This window comes from Aulosira sp. FACHB-615, from assembly GCF_014698045.1.
GTDB lineage: Bacteria > Cyanobacteriota > Cyanobacteriia > Cyanobacteriales > Nostocaceae > Nostoc_B.
On record NZ_JACJSE010000012.1, the window covers coordinates 173,047 to 196,097 of the forward strand.

Genomic DNA, 23,051 nt, shown 5'->3' on the forward strand with positions numbered 1-23,051 from the left:
TAAAGGAAAATTTACACTCCCTGGTTTTAACACCAAGTGTGTCATTATTAAGTATTTCAGTGCTTTGAGACTGATAGCAGAAGACAGGAGATAGAGGCCAAATGTAAGCAGGAGGTAATAGTATTACTATGCCTAACATTCTGCTTTCCGAGTGTCCTAACTTCTGTGACTACAGCTAGAAAACCAGTCATCAAAGTTGCCAGTCTTCCCAGTAAAACAATACCCTGGCTTGGTCAAAGTTAGTTTAATGGAAAAACGAATTTTAGGTTTAGATCCTGGATTAGCCATTTTAGGATTTGGCGTAATTACTTGCAAACAAGGCTCTAGCAAGGTACAAGACACAACGGTAGATATGCTTGACTTTGGGGTAATTCGTACCTCGGCAGATGCAGAAATGGCACAGCGCCTGTGTACCTTGTTTGATGATTTACACACCCTGATTAGTGAATTGCAACCAGACTTGGTTGCGATCGAAAAGCTGTTCTTCTATCGTATGTCAAGCACTATTCTTGTAGCACAAGCTCGTGGCGTTGTCATGTTAGTTTTGGGACAACATCGTTTGCCTTATGTAGAATTTACCCCGGCACAAATTAAACAAGCTTTAACCGGCTATGGCAATGCAGATAAATCTGATGTGCAAGCCGCAGTGGCGCGAGAGTTGAATTTAGATACAATCCCAAGACCAGACGATGCCGCAGATGCTTTAGCAGTAGCTTTAACAGCATCTTTTCAGTTGTAATTATTCATCACAGAGCCATCAATTATTTATTGTTGATATTGATTTATACTTCATACGGAAGCAGTGGTAGAGGCTAGGAAAATTTTTACTGAGGTAGATCATTTTCTCCTCTGCTAAGTGTATGGAAAATAAATTTTCATCTTGTAGAGTAAGACAGTGACAACTGCTGTTTACCAAAGTTCAACCAGCTAAAAGCTAGTTCCTGCCAAAATTTATGTATGGGAAACCAACTTAAATCCTAAAGAGTCTGGTTTCAAAATAGGTAACAGCACCAGCCCCTACCAGCCCGATCACCTATGCTAAAAGTTATGCACTCGGCCGCCGACTCAGCCACACCCAATTCTCAGTGGGAGGAGTTAATTAAGCTTCCAACCCCAGACACAGTTCAATGGGACAATATCAAAACTCAGTTGGACTTGGTACTGTTGGCGCTAGAAACCTTGACTGGGATTGGTTCTGAGGCTATGCTTTCGGCGGCAGTTAACCTAAATTTAGAGTCAAGAGTGCCAGACCGCGTAGCTTTATGGCGGCTACGGCAGTCAAATCCCCTACGCAAAGGTCAAGGAGGGCGAAAAAAGCTAGATGTAGAAGAAGCGCGATCGCTTGTTTTAATCATCTGCTATCTCGCCAAACAGCACCAAGAATTAATTCGTCGTGCTGTTGGGTTACTAGAGCAAATGGCGGAAAATAACCGGGAACCTCATCAGGCTGCTTTACTTGGAGATTACATTGATGCTTTTTGCAACACCTACCAAGAGCGAATGGAAGAGGATGACCAAATCTCAACGGAATTACTCACCCACCTGGCACTTAAATTGCTCGTAAACTTGTTGTTTTACAGCGCCCCTGGTGGACACCGCCGTCTCTGGCTCGCACTCATCGACCATTCCGCAAAATATTGAAAACGTCTCCTTTGCAGTTTCTGCCATGCCTGTATTAAATTCTGTCATTCGTCGCTACACACCCCCCACTTGCACACTCGAAGTATTGGCACAAAGTTCGCCTTTGTCCCGTTGGATGGGGAAAACTGTAATTAAGCAACTCAGCTTTGAGTTACGCATTGACGATCCACGACTACCAGAAGAACGCAGGGTTGTAATTCGGGGCGATCGCGACCAACTCGAAGCTTTATGTGATGCCGTCACCAGCTATGTGCAGCAATTCCTCCAACAGCCGCCAGAAAGTTTTTCGCTGGGTTTTTCTGGCTTTGGCGATGCAATTACAACATCTGATGATTCAGCCCCATCGGCTTTATCCACACAGACTTTAAAATCTTTCGCCGCCGACATTCCCAGAAGCAAAATCTATTTAGAACCGGGCAGTTCTTTAACTCACAAATTACATCTTGGTTCTTTGTCTGGTCAAGCCTCTAGCCCGTTGGTGCAACTCAGTTTATTACAACTTTATGATTTAGCCTCAGCTTTGGATGAATACTCAGCTGATGTGATGGCTTTACCATCTCTGAATAACAATAATTCTGTTCTCCGTTTCCCGACTTGGGCTCCTATAGCCGCAGTTTTGGTTTTAAGTGTAGGTTTATTGCCAATCACTTTACAATACGCCAATTATTATCGACAAAATCAGCCGACAACGGCAAATAAAACTACTGCTCAAGAGTCTGATGTGGCTTTAGCACCTACACCACCAGCTAACTTGAGTACACCACTACCTGGACTGATATCTCCAGATAATTTACCATCACTGCCACCCATCGACTCTACTCTGCCTCTGCCAACTTCTCGTTTGCCGGCACAACCTGTCATTCCTCCTGGGGCGGGTATTTCTTCCGCTAACTCCGCCACCTCCCTCGGTGTACCGTCAACATCTTCCAAAACTGGGCTGAATATACCCCAAGCAAGCATTAGCACCAAGAATAATCTCCCAAGTACCACATCAACAACAATTTCTGGTCAACAAATTGCCCTAAACCCTGCACCGTCCATTACTCAGGGTGAAATTAGCTTACCTCAAAGGCGGAGTTTACCTCCACGTCTGTCTTCTGGGGCGGATAATTTATCATCTAGTAGTATCCCGTCAATTGTTCCGCCACCATTGGCAACTATACCCAATAACAACCGGGGCAATAATCTTTCGCCAGAGTACTCACCAACTAATCAACAACTAGGAGACAAAATCAGTTCGTCTCTACCACCTTCAGCCGCAGAAAATAATCCATTTGTTGATAGATTGGGTGATACTCCGCAAACTGCTGCACCTCCTAATGTGGCTACCAACAGCACAATATTTGACACAACCCAAATAGCAGAAGCTAGAAGTTTCTTTCAGAAGCGTTGGCAACCACCTGCGGGATTAACACAAACATTAGAATACAGCTTGACTGTGGATGTGGATGGTTCTCTAGCACGGATTTTACCTTTGAATAAACCAGCAAGAGAGTTTATTGATAATACAGGTATACCTGCAATTGGTAAGCCTTTTGTTTCTGGTAATAAATCTGGTCAAAATATCAGGATTCGAGTTGTTTTCAGTCCTGATGGTAAAGTACAAACATTTTCGGAATCTGAATAATTAAATTTCCCAACTTTATGCCATTTATTTAACTGGTACAAAACTATGTACCAGTTATTCTTTTATTTAGGTACTTTTTAGTTAACTGATTACAGTCCAGTTATCAAAGTGGTAATTTAATTGTTGTAATTGACTACACAAATTAATAATATCGCTACTATAGCAGGGTACAGGATACAGGATACAGGTTACAGAATTAAAAGTTATACCATTTTGGATTTTAGATTTTAGATTTTGGATTGAGACAGGCTTTACTGGTAAGCTTTTGGGCAATTCATTTGTCGCAATCATTCTTCAATTTGGTATTATTTTCTGTCGAGTTTGTCTCATTTCCAAATATCCTAATTACCTTTGCTATTGCTAGAAAATTTTGAATTTATCGGGCGGAAATATGCAGCAACTAAGTTCACAAAAAGATAGTACAGCTTGGATTATTCAAACATGGGCTGCTTTTATGCTTTCTGTTTCTATGACTAGCTTTGGGATTGTGAATTTGCCCGTAGATAACTGGGTAAAAGGTTTTATGGGTATGGGTTTAGCTTTTTCTGTTGGTTCGACTTTTACCTTGGCAAAAACAACCAGAGATTTGCACGAAGCTAAAAGATTAACAGCAAGAATTGATGAGGCAAAGGTAGAAAAATTACTATCACAACATGATTCTTTAAGTTTAAAATAATCTATCTTTTCTAGCGGGGGATTTATTGATATTTGAGAGGATGTTTTAAAAGTCCTCTCTTTGGTAGCAAGACATTTTAGCTCCCCCCTAAATACCCTTTCACATCAAATTTGAACCACTAATAGAGATTAGTTGAAGTTTAAACTTTTATTATGCAAATCAAATCAACTTATCAACCCGTTTCAATCCCTAATAGGGATTAGTTGAAGTTTAAACAAAATAAATCTCTACCTAAAAGCAGCGAGGGGTATGTTTCAATCCCTAATAGGGATTAGTTGAAGTTTAAACTTTTTTAACTGCAATTGGATTATTGCTATTTGCTGGGATGTTTCAATCCCTAATAGGGATTAGTTGAAGTTTAAACATTTACCATCCGGTGATCCAATCCCATCACCTTGGTTTCAATCCCTAATAGGGATTAGTTGAAGTTTAAACCGAGGGTTTCTTGTTGATATTCAGTGTCTATGACGTTTCAATCCCTAATAGGGATTAGTTGAAGTTTAAACATTTGGAACTTAGGGCTAAGTGCTATCAATGATTTTGAAAAATTTGTTTCAATCCCTAATAGGGATTAGTTGAAGTTTAAACTAAAGTAGTTAGCATGGGTTAGTGATTAATAAATTCTGTTTCAATCCCTAATAGGGATTAGTTGAAGTTTAAACATTACGAACCAGCTAGGGGAAGCTTTCTTGATGTTTCAATCCCTAATAGGGATTAGTTGAAGTTTAAACCATAGCGATCGCATTAAACCTCAAACAATTTTTCTGTTTCAATCCCTAATAGGGATTAGTTGAAGTTTAAACGACAAGTTCTTTTCCGGTTGTTATGTCGGTCACGTTTCAATCCCTAATAGGGATTAGTTGAAGTTTAAACCTTCAGGGGATACCTTAAAGTACCTTCTCGCAACTAAAAGTTTCAATCCCTAATAGGGATTAGTTGAAGTTTAAACTTTCCTAGTGTTCCCGTGATTGGTGGTTGTGATTCTGTTTCAATCCCTAATAGGGATTAGTTGAAGTTTAAACAAACTTATGTAGCTTTAAATGGTATTAACTTATAGTTTCAATCCCTAATAGGGATTAGTTGAAGTTTAAACGTCGTCTCACCCTCAAAAATGCACTTGCTCAACTCGAACAAGTTTCAATCCCTAATAGGGATTAGTTGAAGTTTAAACGCGTGCAGCCTGCGCCCACATCTACGGCGACCCGATCGCCCGTTTCAATCCCTAATAGGGATTAGTTGAAGTTTAAACTTTGTATAATTCTCGGTTCCAAAGATGGTTTTAAAAAAGTCTTCCGTCCAATCAGTTTCAATCCCTAATAGGGATTAGTTGAAGTTTAAACTAAAATCAAATATATTTAGCACTCTGCCATTCTTCTCGTTTCAATCCCTAATAGGGATTAGTTGAAGTTTAAACCCGCGCTTGGTGTAAACAAAACGGCAAAGATCCGAATGTTTCAATCCCTAATAGGGATTAGTTGAAGTTTAAACGCCGCTTCCAATTGCTGCTGTAATTGATTTTTTTGCTCTGTTTCAATCCCTAATAGGGATTAGTTGAAGTTTAAACAAATCTACAATTCGCAAGCCCAAGCCAAAGCCAAGTTTCAATCCCTAATAGGGATTAGTTGAAGTTTAAACTTATAAAATACTTCTTGCGCTCCTGCTTGCGGTTTTGGTGTTTCAATCCCTAATAGGGATTAGTTGAAGTTTAAACTTTATCACCAGTCCTTTCAACCAAGACAATGCTGTTTCAATCCCTAATAGGGATTAGTTGAAGTTTAAACATTATGCCAGGAAATACCAAATTACAAAACTCCCAATGGTTTCAATCCCTAATAGGGATTAGTTGAAGTTTAAACTCTGCTCCCAGCGTCGCCTGGAAAAGTCTTGGTTGGCGTTTCAATCCCTAATAGGGATTAGTTGAAGTTTAAACTTTGTGAGATTGGTTAGAAAATCCATGTGCTAGTAGTTTCAATCCCTAATAGGGATTAGTTGAAGTTTAAACCTTGGCACAATTCAAGCAGCAACCTTCCAAGGGAATTTGTTTCAATCCCTAATAGGGATTAGTTGAAGTTTAAACCGCTCAAAAAGAGGATATCCAAGCTATTCACACGTTTCAATCCCTAATAGGGATTAGTTGAAGTTTAAACGTAAGTTGGGGGTTCTCAATTCAAATCCGAATCGCCCCGTTTCAATCCCTAATAGGGATTAGTTGAAGTTTAAACATGGATCAGACAGAAACTGAAACTACTGTAAATGATCTTTCGTTTCAATCCCTAATAGGGATTAGTTGAAGTTTAAACATAAAATAGTTCAAGGACATTTCCACCTGTATCTTGCGTTTCAATCCCTAATAGGGATTAGTTGAAGTTTAAACGTAAGCAGGGTGCGCCGGATTCATCTCGATGTCATCGGTTTCAATCCCTAATAGGGATTAGTTGAAGTTTAAACTGCGGGGACTGGAAAGGCAGTCTGTATTTAGTTTTCAAGGTGCGGTTTCGCGGATGGGTTGATTTTAACATGGGGAAATATCAGTTGAGTTAACTAAAATGGCTGAAACCTAGACTGGGTAAGGTGCGCGGATGATTTTTATGAATTTTTTCTGCAAAAGCTTGCACTTCAAGGAATCTAGCTATTTTGTCAAAAGGGAGATTTTGTACACCTACCCATCCGCGCATCGAGAAGAATTTTATCCCTACTTATCCTCTCTGCGACTCTGCGCCTCTGCGTGAGAAAATTTGAGGCTAAGTATAGGGGTGTAGGAGTTTTTCACTTACACCCTCATACCCTAACTCATTTCATCTCACAAGTTCTGATGATAATTAATTCTTGGCTTGTGATGGTGAACCAGGAATTGTCACATCGATGGTTGTGACTTGTCTGGCTAAACCTGTTAATGGTGGTTTAATTGCGGTTTGATTTCCCACAACTAAGGTTATCAGGTTTTCTGGTTTGAGATATTGCTTGGCTACCCGTTGCACATCGGCGGCGGTAGTGGCGGCGACGGCTTTTTGATAACGGAATAAAAAGTCTGATGGGTAGCCATAATATTCATACCGCATCAGCCGTGATAAGGTTTGACCGGGGTCTTGAAAGTTAAACACGAAAGAATTGAGAGTTGATTCTTTAGCAAAAGCCAGTTCTTGGGCTGTTACTGGTTGTGCTTGAATACGTTTAATTTCGGTTTGTAAGGATTTCACAAACTGGACGGTAGCCTCAGAACGGGTTTGTCCACCAGCCAAGAAAATACCGGGATAATCAAACCGGGGACTCCAGTAACCATATACAGAGTAAGCTAAACCTTGGCGCGATCGCACTTCGTTAAATAAGCGTCCACCAAAACCATTTAACACCCCGTTCAAAACATCCAATGCGGCATAGTCGGGGCTGTCGAATTGTCCGCCTAAATGCCCTAACAGTACACTACTTTGAGTCAACTGGGGCTGATTAACAAAAAATACTCCGCCTTTGTTGGCTGGGGAAACTTCTGGTAACTGGGGTTTAGTGATTTTGGGGTTACGTTGCCAATCACCTAATTTAGCTTGAATGAGCGATCGCATTTTTTTACTATCAAAATCGCCCACAATCCCCAAAATTATATTATTGGGGTGAAAGTATTGCTGGTAAAACTGAACTAAATCTTCCCGGCGAATTTTATCCAATGTGGCATATTCCACAGTCCGCGAATATGGACTTTCTTTGCCATAAACCAATTTTCTAAATTCTCGGCTGGCAATACTATTAGGATCATCATTGCGGCGGGCAATTCCCCCTTTAGTTTGGTTCTTGGCTAAATCCAGTTTATCTTGGGCAAATACTGGTTCCCGCAGTACTTGGGCAAATAAACCAAACACAGTGTCCACATCTTCAGTTAGCGCCTCAAAACTTGCACTCCCCGAACCCTCACCAATACTTGTTTCTACCGATGCAGCCCGTTGTTCTAAGATTTCATTGAGTTCATCGGGTGAATGCTGCTTAGTTCCCCCAGTCCGCATGACTGCACCTGTTAAACCAGCTAACCCAACTTTATCACCTGGTTCCCAACGGCTACCAGTCCGCACCAAAGCCGAACCACTCACTAACGGCAGTTCATGATCTTCTACTAAATACACAACTAAGCCATTTTGTAAAGCAAAGCGTTCATATTTGGGTAATTTGACCGCAGGTAAAGCTGGTAATTTTAACTCTGTGTAATGTTTGGCTGTTGTTGTCGCTGCTAAAGAAAAGTCAAAAGTCAAAAGTAAAAAGGCAAAGGCAAACATGACAACATAAATCAACCTTTTACCATGCAATAGTTTGAATTTCATCGACCTCTTACCCTTCACCTGATGTTTATATCTGTGCATATTTCTTCTCTCCCTTCGCGCCCTACCCTTCGGGAAGCCACTTCGTGTCTATGCGTTCTTTGCGGTTCGTTTTCATCCTTGTTTCGACAACAACTTACCAATAGTGCGATTTTCGGGGGTAAACGCTGCTTTGGCGACTCGTTGAATATCCGCCGGAGTTACCGCCGCAATTTCATCCAATTGCTTGAACAAGTTTTGCCAATCACCGGTTTTTACTTCATATTCCAACAACAACTGCGCCATCCCTGTATTAGAATCAAGGCTGCGGAGTAAATCGGCTCTGGCTTGAGTTTTCACACGCTGTAATTCGATGGCTGTGACTGGTTGAGTTTTTAAGTTATCAATTTCTTGACGTAAACCCGTGGCTAACTCATCCACAGTGTGACCGGGAGCCGTCAGGGCATAAAATAACAGCAAATTGGGATATTTATCGCCAGGAAAACCGCTATAACCTTGGGCTGTCAGGGCGAGTTGTTGTTTTTCCACCAAAGATTTATACAATCTGGAAGTGCGCCCTTCACTCAACAGTCGGCTGATAATTTCATACACAGCGTTATCGGGATGGGTAACTGCCGGACGGTGATAACCTTCTAAATACCAAGGTTGGGAAGGTAATTCTAAAGTGACTTGACGTGTTTCGGTTTGCTTGGGTTCTACCGGAATTTCTGATTTGGGTTTGGGTTTGCTAGGAAAACGCCCAAAGTAAATTTGTGCGAGTCGTTTGACTTCGTTGGGGTTAACATCACCAACAATTGCGATCGCTAGATTATTTGGTGCATAGTAAGTATCAAAAAACTGCTTTACATCTGTGGGTGTGAGGTTGCGGATATCTTCGTCATAACCAATTACAGGCCGTCTGTAAGGATGAACTTTATACGCCGCATCGATGAATTTCTCCACCATCAACCCGATAGGTGAATTTTCCACCCGTAAGCGTCGTTCTTCCAAAATTACATCTTTTTCTTTATAAAACTCCCGACTGAGTACAGGTTCTAAAAATCGCTCCGACTCCAGAGACATCCAAAGTTCTAATTTATTAGATGGAAAGCTGTAAAAATAACGAGTGGCTTCGGTGGAAGTATTCGCATTTAAGCCTACACCTCCCGCTTGTTCCACAATTTGCCCCATCTCGTTTTGCTTGACTAGCTTGACGGCTTGGGCTTCTACTTGCTTAAATTCTGCTTGTAACCGCGTCACATCAGCTTTTTTATTCTCTGCCTTAGCTGTTCTAATTTGGCTATCTAACTGTTCTAGGCGTTCTAAAAGCGGCTTTTCAGCTTTGTAATCTGTAGTACCAATCCGTTGCGTACCCTTAAAAGCTAAATGTTCTAGAAAGTGCGCCACGCCAGTTTTCCCATCCGGCTCATCCACACCACCAACATCAGCGTAGGTTAAAAAAGAAACCACAGGCGCTTGATGGCGTTCTAAAACAATGAACTTCATCCCATTGTCCAGTTGAAACTTAGTCAATTGCTTGACTACCCGATCTAAATAAGGCTGAATCGAGCTTTTCTCTGGTGGTTTGCTGGGTTGGACGGTGCGTGGTGGCGGTGGTGCAGTTTGAGTTTGCGCCACCGCCATTTCTGGGATTGTTCCCCACGAGAATATCGTTAATGCCAAAAAAGCAATTAACAGACGAGATAATCTGCTCAACACTTGATTTACACCATTTACAACTACTTGTCGGCTACTAATCTGATTCATAAGCAACCATGAATTTTACGAGTAAGATAATCATTTTATTAGTAGCATCCAACATTAGTGTATGGTGAAGAGCCAGTTAGCTGCTTTGCCAATAACTCAGAATTTTTAGATTGCTCAATTTGGAGAATCCAACTTCTTTTGTAAAGTTTCACTACCTGAGAAACAGGTCAATATTTGGGCAGGGCGTTAATCTTGTATTAAGCTTTCCGTGCTTTTTGTAATCGATGTTAGACAATAATGCTACCTATCTCGTCCCGGAAATCACACCGTAACTGTTATGCGAGTTTTTAATTCTCCCCCACCTTCAGAAGCACAAACACGCAACCGCATTTTACAAGCGGCGCGGCGACTATTTGCCTCGCAAGGATTTGATGGTACAACTACCCGCGATTTAGCCCAAGCTGCGGGTGTGGCTGAGGGTACGTTATTTCGGCATTTTCCGAATAAAAAAGCCATTTTGGTGGAAGTGGCGACGGGTGGCTGGGTGGAGATATTAACGGATTTGCTAACAGAATTAAGTGAAATGGGCAGTTATAAGGCTGTAGCCCAGGTGATGCGCCGGAGGATGTGGAACTTCAAGAAAAATGCTGATTTGATGCGGGTGTGTTTTATGGAAGTGCAGTTTCACCCTGATTTACGCGATCGCATTCAAATCGAAGTTATTAATAAAATGACAGATGTGGCGGAAGCCTTCTTTCAAACGGCAATGGATAAAGGCATTTATCGCCAAACCGATGCCAAACTTGTTGCTAAAGTATTTTTAGGCATGTTTGCGATCGCAGGTTTTTCTAATAACACCCTCATGGAACCCGACGCTTCTCCCCAAGAAATGCAGCAGATGGCTGAAGGACTGGCGGATATTTTTCTCAATGGCGTATTGGTGAAGGAGTAAGAGGCGGAGATGGGGGAGACAAGGGAGACAAGGGAGACAAGGGAGACATATTTATTCAGGACTCAGCACTCAGAACTCCCTTAGCTTGTTGACTCCATTGCTGAACTAACTCAACTGATGGACACAAGTCTCGTCGTTGCAAGGTGGCTACTTGCAAACGCATAATTTGTCTGTGTAATCTATGGCTGGGTGTTTGGGCTAATTGGGCGACAGAACCGATTCCTGCATGAAGCAATAAGCCACAATATTGTGTGCCAACACTGGGAATGCGCGATAAATCAGCTAGTGCTACCCATTTATTGACATACTGAAGATGAACTTGTAATTTACTAGCTAACGCTAATTTAGCTTCTAGAGTTTTACCTTGGTTAAATAAGCTGCGTGTAGTTTTAATACCGCAAACTTGTAGTTGCGATCGCTCTTCTTGACTTAATCCCGGTAATTGTTCAATCGGCCAGTCACCAGATTGAAAGAAACTTCGGCTTTTATCTTGAGGTTTAGCAGACATTTTGGACAATCAGATATGGGTAGTTGGGATTTGGGAAAAAATTTCCCTTTGTGGAGATTAATTCACTAAAATCTTAGCTTTGCTGATTAAGGGGATGAATTTTGTTTCGCGCCTTTGCGCGAAAAATCTGTCTTTCATTTTGCTTCGACATCTTAATTCATACCGCATTTATGCAATGCCAAATCTTGATACAAAGACAAGTTAAGAGAATATTAGGTTGGGTGTAGTGATAGCGTAACCCAACAAAGTATGCGTGAATGTTGGGTTCCGTTCCTCCACCCAACCTACAACTCGACTACACCTTAAGCTGACATAATAGACATCTCCAAATTCCCACAGCCCATACACCCTTACACCCCTGATATTTTCACTTCTTGCCTAAATTCCGCTTCATTTCTTCTAATTCGTCTTCTGTTTCCCAACGGCGGAATTTTTCTTCTAAGTCATCAACAGTTCTGGAAGTATTTGTAGAAGAATTCCACCAACCGTTAGTGTCTATACGTTGTTGTTGGGCTTGGGATTTAGCGCGTGCTGTTTGGGCTTCTGCGGCTTTTGCTTGTACTTCCTGTCTTCGGACTTGAATTTTGCGTAATAATTCTTGAGATTGATTCAGGCGTTCTTTCAGCCCTTGCATGTGTCCCCATTTTTGGTTTCCTTCTCGCAGTAAGGCGGCTTCTCGTTCTTGGGCGGCGGCGGCTAAATCTTGTCTACCCGCATCTTTGGCTTTTTGTACGCGGATGTGCCAACGCTGAATTTCTTGGGCGGTGGAAAGAATGTCGTCTTGCGATCGCTTTTCTTGGACTTGTAAATCTGCTATTAGCTTTAAAGTATCATCTTCTTGCTGACGTAGTTGCTCTAACAGGGCATCTAACTCCAAATGTGGATTATTACGCAAGAATTCTTCTAAACGGTTTTCTAAAAACCGACTCAAATCATCAAATAAGCCCACTGCCAGAACTCCAGGGTTGGGTGTGTGAGTATTTTTATTTTATCATCCTGATAGAAAGACCACAGATAGAGTCTTAAGGGGACTAAGTACATTCATACCACTTTGCCCTAAATATATTAGGAGACGTATCCCAGCGATCGCTTCACCTCACCTTACTCAACTACAATATATATAGACTTTGTTGCGAATTGTATAGTTAGGGATTGGCTGTCATGGCTCCCGCCGTTTTAATTCAAAATCTGCAAAAGCGTTACGGTACCGTTGAAGCCGTCAAAGACGTTTCTTTTGAGGTAGAACCAGGAGAAATCTTTGGTTTGCTTGGCCCCAACGGTGCAGGTAAAACTACAACTCTGCGTGCTTTGTGTACCCTCACAACTCCTGATGCAGGCAAAATCGAAGTATCGGGTGTGTCTGTGCTGGATAACCCCAGAGTAGCTAGACAAAAACTCGGTTATGTAGCGCAGGAAGTCGCTATTGATAAAGTTCTAACTGGAAAAGAACTGCTGCAATTGCAAGCGGCGCTTTATCACCTCCCTGGCGTGGTAGCAAAACAGCGAATTCAAACAGTTTTAGATTTACTGAGTTTGCAAGAATACGCCGATAAAAAGACAGGGACTTATTCTGGTGGTTTACGTAAACGGCTAGATTTAGCTGCTGGGCTGCTTCATGCGCCGGATGTCTTGGTTTTAGATGAACCTACAGTTGGATTGGACATCGAAAGCCGATTTGTTGTCTGGGAGTTTTTACGGAAGTTACGAGCATCAGGCACTACAGTTTTAATTACCAGCCATTATTTAGAAGAGATTGACGCATTAGCCGATCGCGTCGCTATTATTGACCGTGGGATTGTTATTGCCACAGGTACACCCTCACAATTAAAGGATAGGGTAGGAGGCGATCGCATTACCCTACGCATCCGGGAATTTTCACCCCTGGAAGAAGCCGAAAAAGCCAAAAACCTCTTACAAGCTTTGTCTTTTGTCCAAGAAATCATCATCAACAGCGCCCAAGGTAATTCCCTTAACTTGGTAGTCACACCCCAAAGTGATGCCTTAATTACCATCCAACAAACCCTAAATCATGCCAGCTTACCAATTTTCGGCATCGCCCAATCACGCCCCAGTCTAGATGATGTCTACCTCGCCGCCACTGGACGCACCTTAATGGATGCAGAACTAGCCGCCATTGCTAACCGTGATCCGAAAGCCGAAAAGAAGCAAAATATGAGATAGAGGGAATGGGGAATAGGGAGTAGGGAGTGGGAAAAACATACTCCTTATTCCCTACTCCCTACTAGGTATAGTGTAGGTTTTTCATAAAGGAATGAGTAATGACTGTAAAATCAACGCCAGAATCTTCCTTTCCTTCACCCTTACACCCCTACACCCTTTACCTACTCCCCACTCACTACTCCCTACTAGGTATAGTGTAGGTTTTTCATAAAGGAATGAGTAATGACTGTAAAATCAACGCCAGAATCTTCCTTTCCTCCACCCTTACACCCCTACACCCTTTACCTACTCCCCACTCACTACTCCCTACTAGGTATAGTGTAGGTTTTTCATAAAGGAATGAGTAATGACTGTAAAATCAACGCCAGAATCTTCCTTTCCTCCACCCTTACACCCCTACACCCTTAACCTACTCCCCACTCGCTACTCCCTACTCCCTAATTGTTATGAGTGTAACCCCTAAATCTGATGTAAATTGGCAGCAACTAGCTTCACCTGCGGATGCTGCACCTAATTTTTTTGGTGAATTAGTCCAAGAGACACTGGCTTTAACTCGTCGCTTGTTTATTCAATTACAACGCCGTCCCTCCACATTATTGGCGGGAATTATTCAGCCTGTGATGTGGTTGGTGTTATTCGGCGCTTTATTCCAAAATGCACCGAAGGGTTTATTTGGTAGTACGACAAATTACGGTCAATTTTTGGCAGCAGGTGTAATTGTTTTTACAGCTTTTGCCGGGGCTTTGAATGCCGGATTACCTGTGATGTTTGACCGCGAATTTGGCTTTTTGAATCGTTTATTAGTCGCGCCTCTAGCATCACGCTTTTCCATTGTCTTTGCTTCCGCCATCTTTATTATTAGCCAAAGCTTACTGCAAGCAGCCGTAATTGTCGGTGCAGCAGCCTTTTTAGGTGCGGGGATACCAGATGCCGCAGGCTTGGGTGCGATCGCTCTCATCGTCTTCCTCTTAGCTTTGGGCGTAACTGCGATTTCCCTTGGTTTGGCTTTTGCCCTACCCGGACATATTGAATTAATTGCTGTAATATTCGTTACTAACCTGCCTTTATTATTTGCCAGCACCGCTTTAGCACCCTTATCTTTCATGCCCCAGTGGTTACAAGTTGTCGCCACTCTCAACCCTCTCAGCTACGCTATTGAACCTATCCGTTATCTTTATTTGCATCAACACTGGGGATTGAGTAGCGTTGTGATGCAAGCACCTTGGGGTGATATTACCTTTGGCAGTGCTTTGTTAATTTTGTTGGGCTTTGCTGTTGTGGCTTTACTCAGCATTCAACCCCAACTACGCAAAACTCTTGCTTAAGATAAAAGCATGGTGTCGTTGGAGCGTATTGGAGAATCTCATGCAAAAATCATTTTTATCAGTTAAAAGCTTCTGTGTTGCTACATTAGCAGGAATTGGCTTTGCCTCTTTCCTCGCCGCCCAACCGAGTTTGGCGCAGCTAAACACAATCGATGCCTATCCTGGCGATAATTCTCAAGATAATACCAACCCCTTTTCGCCTAATTCCGGTAATTTAAATCCCCTTGATTTAATTCACCGCGCTCAATTTGGTAGTTTGAACTGGAACGCTGAACAAAAAAACGATGAATTAAACTCAGCAGTAGCTGAATTAAACAGAAAGCGGGCTGTACTCAAACAAAATGCCAATCAACCCGTAAATAACACTGCTGGACAAGCAGTTCCTGGTTTACCCGCCATCACATCTCCTAGTGTGGTTTCTCCCGTGCAGATTGTTCCACCCCAAAACTGAATCTAATTCAAAAACCGCACCGTGTCTGTAAACCTGATGGGATTTCCAGAAATCATCAATTATCCATCTTGTGGGGTGAACATCTTCCTTGGATATTCATCCCATAAGAACAGGATATTTTTATCTGGAAGTCCCAAACAGGCAATCAAGCTCAAAGCTAAAATTCAATTCACAAAAATTACAGCCCTAGTGCCGATAAAATATCGCTGGCGTGGTTGGATGTATTCACGTTGGCATCAACATGAACAATTTTGCCATTGGGGTCGATGACGTAGGTAACGCGCTTGGCATAACCACCACCATCAACATCGTAAGCTGTAATCAGAGTTTTTTTGGTATCCGCCAGTAGGGGAAAGTTCAAATTAAATTTTTGGGTAAAGGCTTGATGCGACACTTCATCATCGGCACTCACACCCAAAACAACTATATCTTTACCTTGATATTGTTCTTGAGCATCGCGGAAGCTACACGCTTGTTTAGTGCAGCCGGGAGTGTCATCTTTGGGATAAAAATACAAAACAACTGTCTTACCAGCAAAATCAGACAATGAGACAGTGTTGCCATTAGTATCTTTGACGGTAAATGCAGGTGCATCCGTACCAACTGCTAGAGGCATAATGAACCTTTCCTGTTTGGTGTTTGTTGATGACTCTGAAATTTTACAATAATTTACAATGATTAAAGAAGAATTCAGAAGTCAGAATAAAGGATTCAAAATTAATCCTTTATTCTGTATGAAACTTTGGCAAGCGAGAGTGCATCGCTGGGTGATGAATATTGGTTGAAAACCTCTTCTCTCCCTGCGGGACGCTACCACGAACCTGGGCGAAATCAAAATAAAACTTTTTTCTTCATTTAAACTCCAGACTTTATTGGGTGGAGTATTCACCAGTTCTGAATTCTGAATTCTGACTCCTGACTTCTGTTTATGAGTTGTAAATTAATTTGTGTTGAGATAAATAAATATTTCCATGAATAGACTTGATTCCCCAACCCCAAAATCTTTCTCTTACACTGTTAACACAGTAGAAAGAGCCGAGCGATCGCTCATTTGTTCTCCTTTCAGAGTTGGTTTATTCACAGCCATGCGTGACCAGAGTGTACCATTAAATGCGATCGCCCAAGAAAATGGCATCAAAAATGGCTATACCCAGCATCCCTTATCAGAATTGGCTTGTTACAACGCTTTAGACTGGTTAATTCAAGTTGGTGTACTGCGGCGCGAAGTTGATGGCCAGGGAATTACCGATAGTTTTCGCCTCACACCTTTAGGTCATCAATTAATCGAAAAATATCAGGGACAAAATTTTCCTGCCCCTTCCTGGCGAGATTCCCTCTACAATGCCTCCATTCGTTGGTTGAGACTGCCTTTTTAGAATATGACTTACGCAGCGATCCGAAAAATTCACGGTTGTGGAAAGGGTGAAAGGGTGTAGGGGTGTACTTATTCAAAACCCTTTCACCCTCACACCCAGTCTCCTCCAACAATCTTTGTGCGTAAGTTCTGTAGAATTAAAAATCTTAAAGTTAAGATTAGGTTACAAAAGGGAACAATATACTTACGGAAGCATCAAGCCCAAGATAAATTCTTCATCAACACCTGACAACTTTGCTCAGATTTTGATGAAAGTTGTATAAATCACAGGGTTCAAGAATTTGGGTATGGATATTTATCTGCCCTCAAGTTTTGTTTGCTTCTGGATTGATAGCAGTAGCTAGGTAGATGAAAATTTTGTGCAAGCTGGAATCTCACAATTTTTGATTAATCTCAATCTAAAATCTCCAATTCTTCTGCCTGCTGCTATAACTGTTGATGAACGGATGTGATATCATTACCCGTTCATAACTAAGTATTTCACCCTCTTATTGAAAATTACACATTAAGTATGAAAGCAATTATGGTAGTGGGAACTACATCCCACGCAGGGAAATCACTTTTAACTACGGCTATTTGCCGTTTGCTATCGCGGCGTGGTTGGCGAGTGGCTCCCTTTAAAGGTCAAAATATGGCTTTAAATGCTTATGTCACTGCCAATGGGGGTGAAATCGGTTATGCACAGGCGGTACAAGCTTGGGCTTCTGGGGTGGTTCCTTGGGTAGAAATGAATCCCATTTTACTCAAACCCCAAGGTGATATGACTTCCCAGGTAATTGTTAAGGGTAGACCAGTCGGGAGAGTCAAAGCAGCAGATTACTACGAGCAATTTTTCGACCTTGGTTGGCGAGCCATAGAAGAATCTCTACAACATTTATCCACAGAATTTGATATGTTGGTTTGCGAAGGTGCAGGTAGCCCCGCAGAAATTAACCTCAAGCACCGCGATTTGACCAATATGCGGATAGCAAAGTATTTAAATGCACCGACAATCCTGGTAGTTGATATTGACCGTGGTGGTGCTTTTGCCCATGTTGTCGGGACTTTAGAGTTACTTGACCCCGATGAACGGGACTTAATTAAAGGTATTGTAATTAACAAGTTCCGTGGACAGCGATCGCTCTTAGATTCAGGTATCCAATGGCTAGAAGAACGCACCAAAAAACCTGTAATTGGTGTACTGCCTTATTTCCAAGAACTATTCCCCGCCGAAGATTCCCTCGACTTACTAGAGCGAAAAGCTCACAAAGCTCAAGCTGACTTGAATATCGTAGTGATTCGCTTACCCAGAATTGCTAACTTTACCGATTTTGACCCCTTAGAATCAGAACCATCTGTTTCCGTGAGATATCTCAGTCCAAAACAAGATTTAGGACATCCAGACGCGGTAATCATCCCTGGCACAAAAACCACCATTGCCGACTTAATCTTATTGCAGAAAAGCGGTATGGCAGAAGCCATCCAAAATTATGCCGCTTCTGGTGGCACAGTTTTGGGGATTTGTGGCGGCTACCAAATGCTAGGACAAATTATTGCTGATCCCGAAGGTATAGAAGGTCAAGCAGGTAGATTCCAAGGCTTGAATTTATTACCAATTAGAACCGTCATTACCGGACAAAAAATTGCTCGTCAACGGCAAGTTAGCTCTAATTTCCCGCAAATGGGATTGCCAGTCAATGGCTTTGAAATTCATCAAGGGCGATCGCGTATTGAACAACCACCCGATAGTCAAGCGTATCAACCCCTATTTGATGATGTTAATCTAGGTTTGGTGGATAGCTGTCAATCAGTTTGGGGTACATACTTACACGGACTGTTTGACAATGGCCCTTGGCGACGTGCTTGGTTAAATCGCCTGCGTCAACAGCGCGGCTTAAAATCCTTACCCACAGGTGTCGCCAACTACCGCGAACAGCGAGAACAAATCTTAGACTCGCTGGCTACAGAAGTAGAACGCCATTTAGACTTAACACCATTTTTGTCGTAGTTAGCCCAAAATTGCATGAGTGTCAGCGTTCGATTTTTACCAGATGATGTCGCCATCAATGCCGAAGTGGGAGAAGCACTCTTAGATGTAGCACAACGCGCTGGAGTGTTCATTCCCACAGGCTGTCTCATGGGTTCATGTCATGCTTGTACAGTAGAACTTGAAGATGGCGATGTCATTCGCGCTTGTCTTTCCGCAGTCCCGCCAACCGATGATGAGTTGAGAATACATTTATTTAGCGACCCAACTTGGTAGTTTTTGAATTTTTCCAGATTTAGATAGATTGGCATTTAGTAAGTTAATTTAAATTTAAAGAAATGCCTAAGAAAATTCGAGAGCTTAAGCAAATGCTTCGCCAAGTTGGTTTTACAGAATTACCCGGCAAAGGTAGTCACACTAACTGGATACATCCTTTGTATGCTGGAAAAATTACAGTTTCGGGTAAAGATGGAGCAGATGCTAAACGTTACCAAGAAAAGGAAGTTAAACAGGCAATTGAGGCAGTAGAGAGTAGTAAACAAGATGAGTAAACTCAAGTACCAAATGGTGATTCAGTGGTCAGAAGAAGATGATTGCTTCTTGGTAGGATTTCCTGATTTCCCTGGACAACGTTGGCGCACTCACGGGGATACTTACGAGTCAGCTGTTGCCAATGGCATTGAAGCACTGGAGTCTTTGATTATTGCTTATGAAGCTGCGGGAGATCCACTGCCACAACCAACCCTGTTGAAAGTTTCTTAACACAAACTTGAGATTTTAGAACCAAACCTAACAACACAAAATTCTAGCGACACAAAAGTAGTAGTCCGCCACATACAATTGAGGACTTAAGCAAAACACCTCTCAAACTCCCATGTCTCCGTGAACTCTGCGCCTTTGCGGTTCTTTATTCCATTGTCCATACCTCTGATTGTGCCTCTGACTGCTTAATTTCTCAAAGTGTTAAAATCCGGTGACAATTAATAGAGCTAAACATTAGGGATAGCAAGCTCCTTAAAGAAAAGCAATATTTCCTCATAGCTGCTCAAGTTCCGAAGTTCTTGAAGTAACGATATATTTGAGTATCTGTCCCGCACACATCTACTTTTTGTTGTTAAATCTATGAAGTCTTATTTAGCCGCCGCTATTCAAATGACAAGTGTGCCTGATTTATACAAAAATTTGGCACAGGCAGAAGAATTGATTGAGCTTGCTGTGCGTCGAGGTGCTGAATTAGTTGGGCTACCAGAAAACTTTTCTTTTATGGGAGAAGAAAAAGATAAACTCGCCCAAGCCGCAACCATCACCCGCGAAACAGAACAGTTTCTCAAAAAAATGGCTCAACGCTTCCAAGTCACAATTTTAGGCGGCAGCTTTCCTGTTTTGGTAGAAGAGACAGGCAAAGTTTATAATACTTCCACCCTAATTGACCAAAGTGGTTTAGAAGTTGTCCGTTACCAAAAGGTACATTTATTTGATGTGAATGTTCCCGATGGTAATACTTATCGTGAATCTAGCACTGTAGTAGCTGGTACACAATTGCCATCAGTATATTTTTCCCCAGAACTGGGCGGTATTGGTCTTTCTGTGTGTTACGATGTGCGCTTTCCAGAATTGTATCGCCATCTATCCAGTAAGGGAGCCGATGTAATGTTTATTCCTGCGGCGTTTACTGCTTTTACTGGCAAAGACCACTGGCAAGTACTATTACAAGCAAGGGCAATTGAAAATACTTGTTATGTGATTGCACCAGCCCAAACTGGGACAAACTACGCTCGTCGCCAAACCCACGGCCATGCTGTAATTATTGATCCTTGGGGAGTCATTCTAGCTGATGCTGGGGAAAAACCCGGAATTGCGATCGCAGAAATCAATCCCTCACGTTTAGAACAAGTGCGTCGCCAAATGCCCTCTTTACAACACCGAGTGTTTGGCTAAAGTATCCAGTGTGAAGTCTGAAGTGTGAAATTGTCTGCTTCAGACTTTACTCACCATCCTCAAGACTTACCATTAAACTCCTCAACATTAAATAAGATGAAGTTGCACCAGGATCTTGGTGTCCAATACTCCGTTCTCCTAAATAACTAGCGCGTCCTTTTTTCGCTAACATCGGTTTGGTGTTTTGTAGCGCCTGTTCTGCAACAGCTACAGATTTTTGCAGCGCAGCCACAGTATTTTTACCTTCCTCAACTGCTTGTCTAAAAGCCACTACAGCCGGAGACAGCACATCAACCATTGTTTTGTCTTCTAGTTGGGCTTTACCACGTTGCAAAACTCCATCTAAACCAGCTTGCAACAATGCCAATAGTTCTTGAGTAGTTAGTTCTTGTTTACCAGCCGCGATAGTGCTGGCTTTTAAAAAAAATGTCCCGTATAAAGGGCCACTAGCACCCCCAACACTAGAAATTAAAGTCATACTCACAGTTTTCAAGATACTGCCAATATCTTGCTGAGTGACAGTTGGTAAATGACTGATCACCTTTTTAAAACCACGATCCATATTAATACCGTGGTCAGCATCACCAATTGCTGCGTCTAATTCAGTTAAATATTCCTTATTCTGCTCGATCTCAGTTCCAAATATTTGTAACCACTGAAGAATTTGAGCTTGAGTGACCATATTAAACACCCCACCGCAGACTTGCTGTGTGTACTGGTGCATCCCACAACTGCAAAAGTTCATCGTCTAACTTTAGCAACGTGATTGAGCAACCTTGCATTTCTAAAGATGTGACGTAAGGGCCGATTAGGTTGCGGACAATGATCATTCCTTGTTTTTCGCAGATTTCCGCCAAATTACGATAAATCAGATAAATTTCAGAAATGGGCGTACCACCCATACTATTAACAAAGGCTAACAAGCGATCGCCTCTTTGCAAAGGCGGATCAATCAATTCCACATCAACCCATTCGCCTTGATTCTCATCCCACTCTCGCACAACCCGACTGTAGCCAACATCATCAATAATTGTTTGGGTTAATATCTCTGCAATCTCATCTGCTGATTTTACATCAATTCTTTCCCTTCCCGGTTCGCCGTGAATCCCAATGCCAATTTCCATTTCGCGATCGCTTAATCTAAATGTTGGAGTACCCCTAGCGGGTACAGTACAAGATGTTAAAGCAATTCCCATACTCCGCCCATTCAGATTTACTCGACGACACAAATCTGCTACTTGTTGCAAGTTATAACCTTGTTCAGCCGCCGCACCACAAATTTTCTCTGCTAACACTGTTGTTCCCACACCGCGACGACCTTGAGTATATAAACTATCTTTCACTGCCACATCGTCATCAATCAAAATATTGAGCGCACGGATACCTTCACTTCTAGCTAATTCCGTTGCCATCTCAAAGTTCATCACATCGCCACTATAATTTTTGACAATATAAAGAATACCTGCTCCACCATCAACTTTTTGAGCAGCAGCCAGCATCTGGTCAGGTGTAGGTGATGTAAACACCTCTCCCGGACAAGCTGCATCTAGCATTCCTGCACCCACAAACCCTGCGTGCATCGGTTCGTGTCCACTACCTCCACCAGAAATAATTGCCACTTTTCCTGGTTTGGGTGCATTAGCTCGATAGACAAAAATGGGATCATAGTTGACTTTGATTAAATCTGAATGAGCCACCGCCATCCCAGCTAGACTTTCTCTTACGAAGTCTTCTGGCTGATTAATCAGCTTTTTCATTGTCTGTAATTGCGAAGATTGCTACAGATTCAGAATAATCCACCGAGCAGAAAACACAAAGATGCACCAGATTAATGTATTTTTTGCCGGAATGGTGTTGTGTAGTGCGATCGTCCATATTTTTGAAGCAACTTCTCAAGAACACTCCGTAAATAATTTTCAGGAATTTTTTGATTTTTTCACAAACTCGGACAAGTTCATTGCCAATTGCTTCTATTATATTTAAGCTGAAATTAGCCTTATATAGCCAAAAATAGATTATTACTCAATATTATGCTTATTTACCTACTGTATATTGGTTTTTACTTTCTTTTCAATTAAATTCAAAAAAAATTTTGCTAACCCCTTGACGTTCCTATAACCAGTTGTTAATCTAGATAAGTGTCAAGGCAAGAGCCAAGACGACTGAACCGAGAAAAAACAATACTTTGAAAGCTTAAATTTAAACCAATCCTCGTCAAACAAATTGGTTTTGGGGCTAACCCAGAAACTTAAAAAATTATAGCAAGGAATCTGAAAAGCAAGTTTTTTCAGATAACAAACTCAAAAAACAACAAAACGGAGAGTTTGATCCTGGCTCAGGATGAACGCTGGCGGTATGCTTAACACATGCAAGTCGAACGGAATCTTTAGGGATTTAGTGGCGGACGGGTGAGTAACGCGTGAG

22 protein-coding genes, 1 rRNA gene and 1 CRISPR repeat array are annotated in these 23,051 nt (G+C 41.9%); of the genes, 16 read left to right on the forward strand and 7 right to left on the reverse strand.

Features of this window, described 5'->3' with window-relative positions:
- The first annotated feature begins 247 nt into the window (after nucleotides 1-247).
- The 4 genes from ruvC to H6G77_RS20025 all read left to right on the forward strand — a co-directional run bounded on the left by ruvC (nucleotide 248) and on the right by H6G77_RS20025 (nucleotide 3,944).
- Nucleotides 248-739 (forward strand): crossover junction endodeoxyribonuclease RuvC, encoded by a 492-nt coding sequence (ruvC, locus tag H6G77_RS20010; protein WP_190593758.1) that lies wholly within the window; start codon nucleotides 248-250, stop codon nucleotides 737-739.
- A 296-nt stretch (nucleotides 740-1,035) separates the two neighbouring features.
- Nucleotides 1,036-1,641: a DUF3038 domain-containing protein gene (locus tag H6G77_RS20015; RefSeq protein ID WP_062296578.1), complete on the forward strand. Its 606-nt coding sequence runs from the start codon at nucleotides 1,036-1,038 to the stop codon at nucleotides 1,639-1,641.
- Nucleotides 1,589-3,268 (forward strand): DUF4335 domain-containing protein, encoded by a 1,680-nt coding sequence (locus H6G77_RS20020; RefSeq protein ID WP_313954512.1) that lies wholly within the window; start codon nucleotides 1,589-1,591, stop codon nucleotides 3,266-3,268. The genes H6G77_RS20015 and H6G77_RS20020 overlap by 53 nt, the downstream gene beginning before the upstream one ends.
- Before the next feature lie 391 nt (nucleotides 3,269-3,659).
- On the forward strand, nucleotides 3,660-3,944 hold the full coding sequence (locus H6G77_RS20025; RefSeq protein ID WP_190593757.1) for a YiaA/YiaB family inner membrane protein: 285 nt from the start codon (nucleotides 3,660-3,662) through the stop codon (nucleotides 3,942-3,944).
- Nucleotides 3,945-4,052: 108 nt separating this feature from the next.
- Nucleotides 4,053-6,392: direct repeats of the CRISPR family, unit length 37 nt; unit sequence GTTTCAATCCCTAATAGGGATTAGTTGAAGTTTAAAC.
- A gap of 371 nt (nucleotides 6,393-6,763) precedes the next feature.
- On the opposite strand, the gene H6G77_RS20030 is transcribed toward H6G77_RS20025, so the two are convergent.
- Together H6G77_RS20030 and H6G77_RS20035 are read right to left on the reverse strand one after the other, a co-directional pair.
- The gene (locus H6G77_RS20030; RefSeq protein WP_190872547.1) at nucleotides 6,764-8,248 is read right to left on the reverse strand and encodes a pitrilysin family protein; all 1,485 of its coding nucleotides are present in this window, start codon (nucleotides 8,246-8,248) and stop codon (nucleotides 6,764-6,766) included.
- 111 nt (nucleotides 8,249-8,359) lie between these two features.
- Entirely contained in the window at nucleotides 8,360-9,991 is a 1,632-nt protein-coding gene (locus tag H6G77_RS20035; protein WP_190872533.1) for a pitrilysin family protein, read from the reverse strand.
- Between the two features lie 277 nt (nucleotides 9,992-10,268).
- Here H6G77_RS20035 and H6G77_RS20040 point away from each other — a divergent pair, with 277 nt between their 5' ends.
- Entirely contained in the window at nucleotides 10,269-10,883 is a 615-nt protein-coding gene (locus H6G77_RS20040) for a TetR/AcrR family transcriptional regulator (protein ID WP_190872534.1), read from the forward strand.
- A gap of 55 nt (nucleotides 10,884-10,938) precedes the next feature.
- On the opposite strand, the gene H6G77_RS20045 is transcribed toward H6G77_RS20040, so the two are convergent.
- Nucleotides 10,939-11,391 carry a DUF4332 domain-containing protein gene (locus H6G77_RS20045; RefSeq protein ID WP_190872535.1) on the reverse strand — a complete coding sequence of 151 codons (453 nt, stop codon included), beginning with the start codon at nucleotides 11,389-11,391 and terminating at the stop codon, nucleotides 10,939-10,941.
- Nucleotides 11,392-11,758: 367 nt separating this feature from the next.
- Nucleotides 11,759-12,340, reverse strand: coding sequence for a TIGR04376 family protein (locus tag H6G77_RS20050; RefSeq protein ID WP_190593749.1), 582 nt, complete (start codon nucleotides 12,338-12,340; stop codon nucleotides 11,759-11,761).
- A gap of 212 nt (nucleotides 12,341-12,552) precedes the next feature.
- Here H6G77_RS20050 and H6G77_RS20055 point away from each other — a divergent pair, with 212 nt between their 5' ends.
- From H6G77_RS20055 to H6G77_RS20065, 3 genes are all read left to right on the forward strand, one after another.
- Nucleotides 12,553-13,572 (forward strand): ABC transporter ATP-binding protein, encoded by a 1,020-nt coding sequence (locus tag H6G77_RS20055; RefSeq protein ID WP_190872536.1) that lies wholly within the window; start codon nucleotides 12,553-12,555, stop codon nucleotides 13,570-13,572.
- Between the two features lie 446 nt (nucleotides 13,573-14,018).
- Nucleotides 14,019-14,897: an ABC transporter permease gene (locus tag H6G77_RS20060; RefSeq protein ID WP_190593746.1), complete on the forward strand. Its 879-nt coding sequence runs from the start codon at nucleotides 14,019-14,021 to the stop codon at nucleotides 14,895-14,897.
- A 40-nt stretch (nucleotides 14,898-14,937) separates the two neighbouring features.
- Nucleotides 14,938-15,348, forward strand: coding sequence for a hypothetical protein (locus H6G77_RS20065; RefSeq protein ID WP_190593744.1), 411 nt, complete (start codon nucleotides 14,938-14,940; stop codon nucleotides 15,346-15,348).
- A gap of 178 nt (nucleotides 15,349-15,526) precedes the next feature.
- Here the strand turns inward: H6G77_RS20065 and H6G77_RS20070 are convergent, their stop codons facing one another.
- A complete protein-coding gene (locus tag H6G77_RS20070; protein WP_190669268.1) occupies nucleotides 15,527-15,964 on the reverse strand; it encodes a peroxiredoxin in 438 nt (145 codons plus the stop codon).
- A 355-nt stretch (nucleotides 15,965-16,319) separates the two neighbouring features.
- Here H6G77_RS20070 and H6G77_RS20075 point away from each other — a divergent pair, with 355 nt between their 5' ends.
- From H6G77_RS20075 to H6G77_RS20100, 6 genes are all read left to right on the forward strand, one after another.
- Entirely contained in the window at nucleotides 16,320-16,724 is a 405-nt protein-coding gene (locus H6G77_RS20075; protein ID WP_190669270.1) for an Npun_F0494 family protein, read from the forward strand.
- A 510-nt stretch (nucleotides 16,725-17,234) separates the two neighbouring features.
- A complete protein-coding gene (cobQ, locus tag H6G77_RS20080; RefSeq protein ID WP_190593738.1) occupies nucleotides 17,235-18,710 on the forward strand; it encodes a cobyric acid synthase CobQ in 1,476 nt (491 codons plus the stop codon).
- 15 nt (nucleotides 18,711-18,725) lie between these two features.
- Complete coding sequence (locus H6G77_RS20085; RefSeq protein ID WP_190593736.1) at nucleotides 18,726-18,965, forward strand: 2Fe-2S iron-sulfur cluster-binding protein; 240 nt, start codon at nucleotides 18,726-18,728, stop codon at nucleotides 18,963-18,965.
- A 62-nt stretch (nucleotides 18,966-19,027) separates the two neighbouring features.
- On the forward strand, nucleotides 19,028-19,240 hold the full coding sequence (locus H6G77_RS20090) for a type II toxin-antitoxin system HicA family toxin (RefSeq protein WP_190593734.1): 213 nt from the start codon (nucleotides 19,028-19,030) through the stop codon (nucleotides 19,238-19,240).
- The gene (locus tag H6G77_RS20095) at nucleotides 19,233-19,451 is read left to right on the forward strand and encodes a type II toxin-antitoxin system HicB family antitoxin (protein ID WP_190872537.1); all 219 of its coding nucleotides are present in this window, start codon (nucleotides 19,233-19,235) and stop codon (nucleotides 19,449-19,451) included. The genes H6G77_RS20090 and H6G77_RS20095 overlap by 8 nt, the downstream gene beginning before the upstream one ends.
- Nucleotides 19,452-19,811: 360 nt before the next feature.
- Nucleotides 19,812-20,627: a carbon-nitrogen hydrolase family protein gene (locus H6G77_RS20100; RefSeq protein WP_062291296.1), complete on the forward strand. Its 816-nt coding sequence runs from the start codon at nucleotides 19,812-19,814 to the stop codon at nucleotides 20,625-20,627.
- Between the two features lie 46 nt (nucleotides 20,628-20,673).
- On the opposite strand, the gene dhaL is transcribed toward H6G77_RS20100, so the two are convergent.
- Together dhaL and dhaK are read right to left on the reverse strand one after the other, a co-directional pair.
- Nucleotides 20,674-21,309, reverse strand: coding sequence for a dihydroxyacetone kinase subunit DhaL (dhaL, locus tag H6G77_RS20105; RefSeq protein ID WP_190872538.1), 636 nt, complete (start codon nucleotides 21,307-21,309; stop codon nucleotides 20,674-20,676).
- A 1-nt stretch (nucleotide 21,310) separates the two neighbouring features.
- Complete coding sequence (gene dhaK / locus H6G77_RS20110; RefSeq protein WP_190872539.1) at nucleotides 21,311-22,384, reverse strand: dihydroxyacetone kinase subunit DhaK; 1,074 nt, start codon at nucleotides 22,382-22,384, stop codon at nucleotides 21,311-21,313.
- A gap of 61 nt (nucleotides 22,385-22,445) precedes the next feature.
- On the opposite strand from dhaK, the gene H6G77_RS20115 reads away from it, so the two are divergent.
- Entirely contained in the window at nucleotides 22,446-22,610 is a 165-nt protein-coding gene (locus tag H6G77_RS20115; protein WP_190593725.1) for a hypothetical protein, read from the forward strand.
- Nucleotides 22,611-22,939: 329 nt separating this feature from the next.
- A 16S ribosomal RNA gene (locus H6G77_RS20120) occupies nucleotides 22,940-23,051 on the forward strand; the annotation flags it as partial.

What these genes read in the sequence shown, in the direction of transcription:
- H6G77_RS20015 (WP_062296578.1), top strand. Translation starts at nt 1,036, where the DNA reads ATGCTAAAAGTTATGCACTCGGCCGCCGACTCAGCCACACCCAATTCT.
- H6G77_RS20045 (WP_190872535.1), bottom strand. Translation starts at nt 11,391, where the DNA reads ATGTCTGCTAAACCTCAAGATAAAAGCCGAAGTTTCTTTCAATCTGGT.
- H6G77_RS20025 (WP_190593757.1), top strand. Translation starts at nt 3,660, where the DNA reads ATGCAGCAACTAAGTTCACAAAAAGATAGTACAGCTTGGATTATTCAA.
- H6G77_RS20040 (WP_190872534.1), top strand. Translation starts at nt 10,269, where the DNA reads ATGCGAGTTTTTAATTCTCCCCCACCTTCAGAAGCACAAACACGCAAC.
- H6G77_RS20030 (WP_190872547.1), bottom strand. Translation starts at nt 8,248, where the DNA reads ATGAAATTCAAACTATTGCATGGTAAAAGGTTGATTTATGTTGTCATG.
- cobQ (WP_190593738.1), top strand. Translation starts at nt 17,235, where the DNA reads ATGAAAGCAATTATGGTAGTGGGAACTACATCCCACGCAGGGAAATCA.
- H6G77_RS20070 (WP_190669268.1), bottom strand. Translation starts at nt 15,964, where the DNA reads ATGCCTCTAGCAGTTGGTACGGATGCACCTGCATTTACCGTCAAAGAT.
- dhaL (WP_190872538.1), bottom strand. Translation starts at nt 21,309, where the DNA reads ATGGTCACTCAAGCTCAAATTCTTCAGTGGTTACAAATATTTGGAACT.
- H6G77_RS20060 (WP_190593746.1), top strand. Translation starts at nt 14,019, where the DNA reads ATGAGTGTAACCCCTAAATCTGATGTAAATTGGCAGCAACTAGCTTCA.
- H6G77_RS20075 (WP_190669270.1), top strand. Translation starts at nt 16,320, where the DNA reads ATGAATAGACTTGATTCCCCAACCCCAAAATCTTTCTCTTACACTGTT.
- H6G77_RS20085 (WP_190593736.1), top strand. Translation starts at nt 18,726, where the DNA reads ATGAGTGTCAGCGTTCGATTTTTACCAGATGATGTCGCCATCAATGCC.
- H6G77_RS20035 (WP_190872533.1), bottom strand. Translation starts at nt 9,991, where the DNA reads ATGAATCAGATTAGTAGCCGACAAGTAGTTGTAAATGGTGTAAATCAA.
- H6G77_RS20095 (WP_190872537.1), top strand. Translation starts at nt 19,233, where the DNA reads ATGAGTAAACTCAAGTACCAAATGGTGATTCAGTGGTCAGAAGAAGAT.
- ruvC (WP_190593758.1), top strand. Translation starts at nt 248, where the DNA reads ATGGAAAAACGAATTTTAGGTTTAGATCCTGGATTAGCCATTTTAGGA.
- H6G77_RS20055 (WP_190872536.1), top strand. Translation starts at nt 12,553, where the DNA reads ATGGCTCCCGCCGTTTTAATTCAAAATCTGCAAAAGCGTTACGGTACC.
- H6G77_RS20100 (WP_062291296.1), top strand. Translation starts at nt 19,812, where the DNA reads ATGAAGTCTTATTTAGCCGCCGCTATTCAAATGACAAGTGTGCCTGAT.
- dhaK (WP_190872539.1), bottom strand. Translation starts at nt 22,384, where the DNA reads ATGAAAAAGCTGATTAATCAGCCAGAAGACTTCGTAAGAGAAAGTCTA.
- H6G77_RS20090 (WP_190593734.1), top strand. Translation starts at nt 19,028, where the DNA reads ATGCCTAAGAAAATTCGAGAGCTTAAGCAAATGCTTCGCCAAGTTGGT.
- H6G77_RS20115 (WP_190593725.1), top strand. Translation starts at nt 22,446, where the DNA reads ATGCACCAGATTAATGTATTTTTTGCCGGAATGGTGTTGTGTAGTGCG.
- H6G77_RS20065 (WP_190593744.1), top strand. Translation starts at nt 14,938, where the DNA reads ATGCAAAAATCATTTTTATCAGTTAAAAGCTTCTGTGTTGCTACATTA.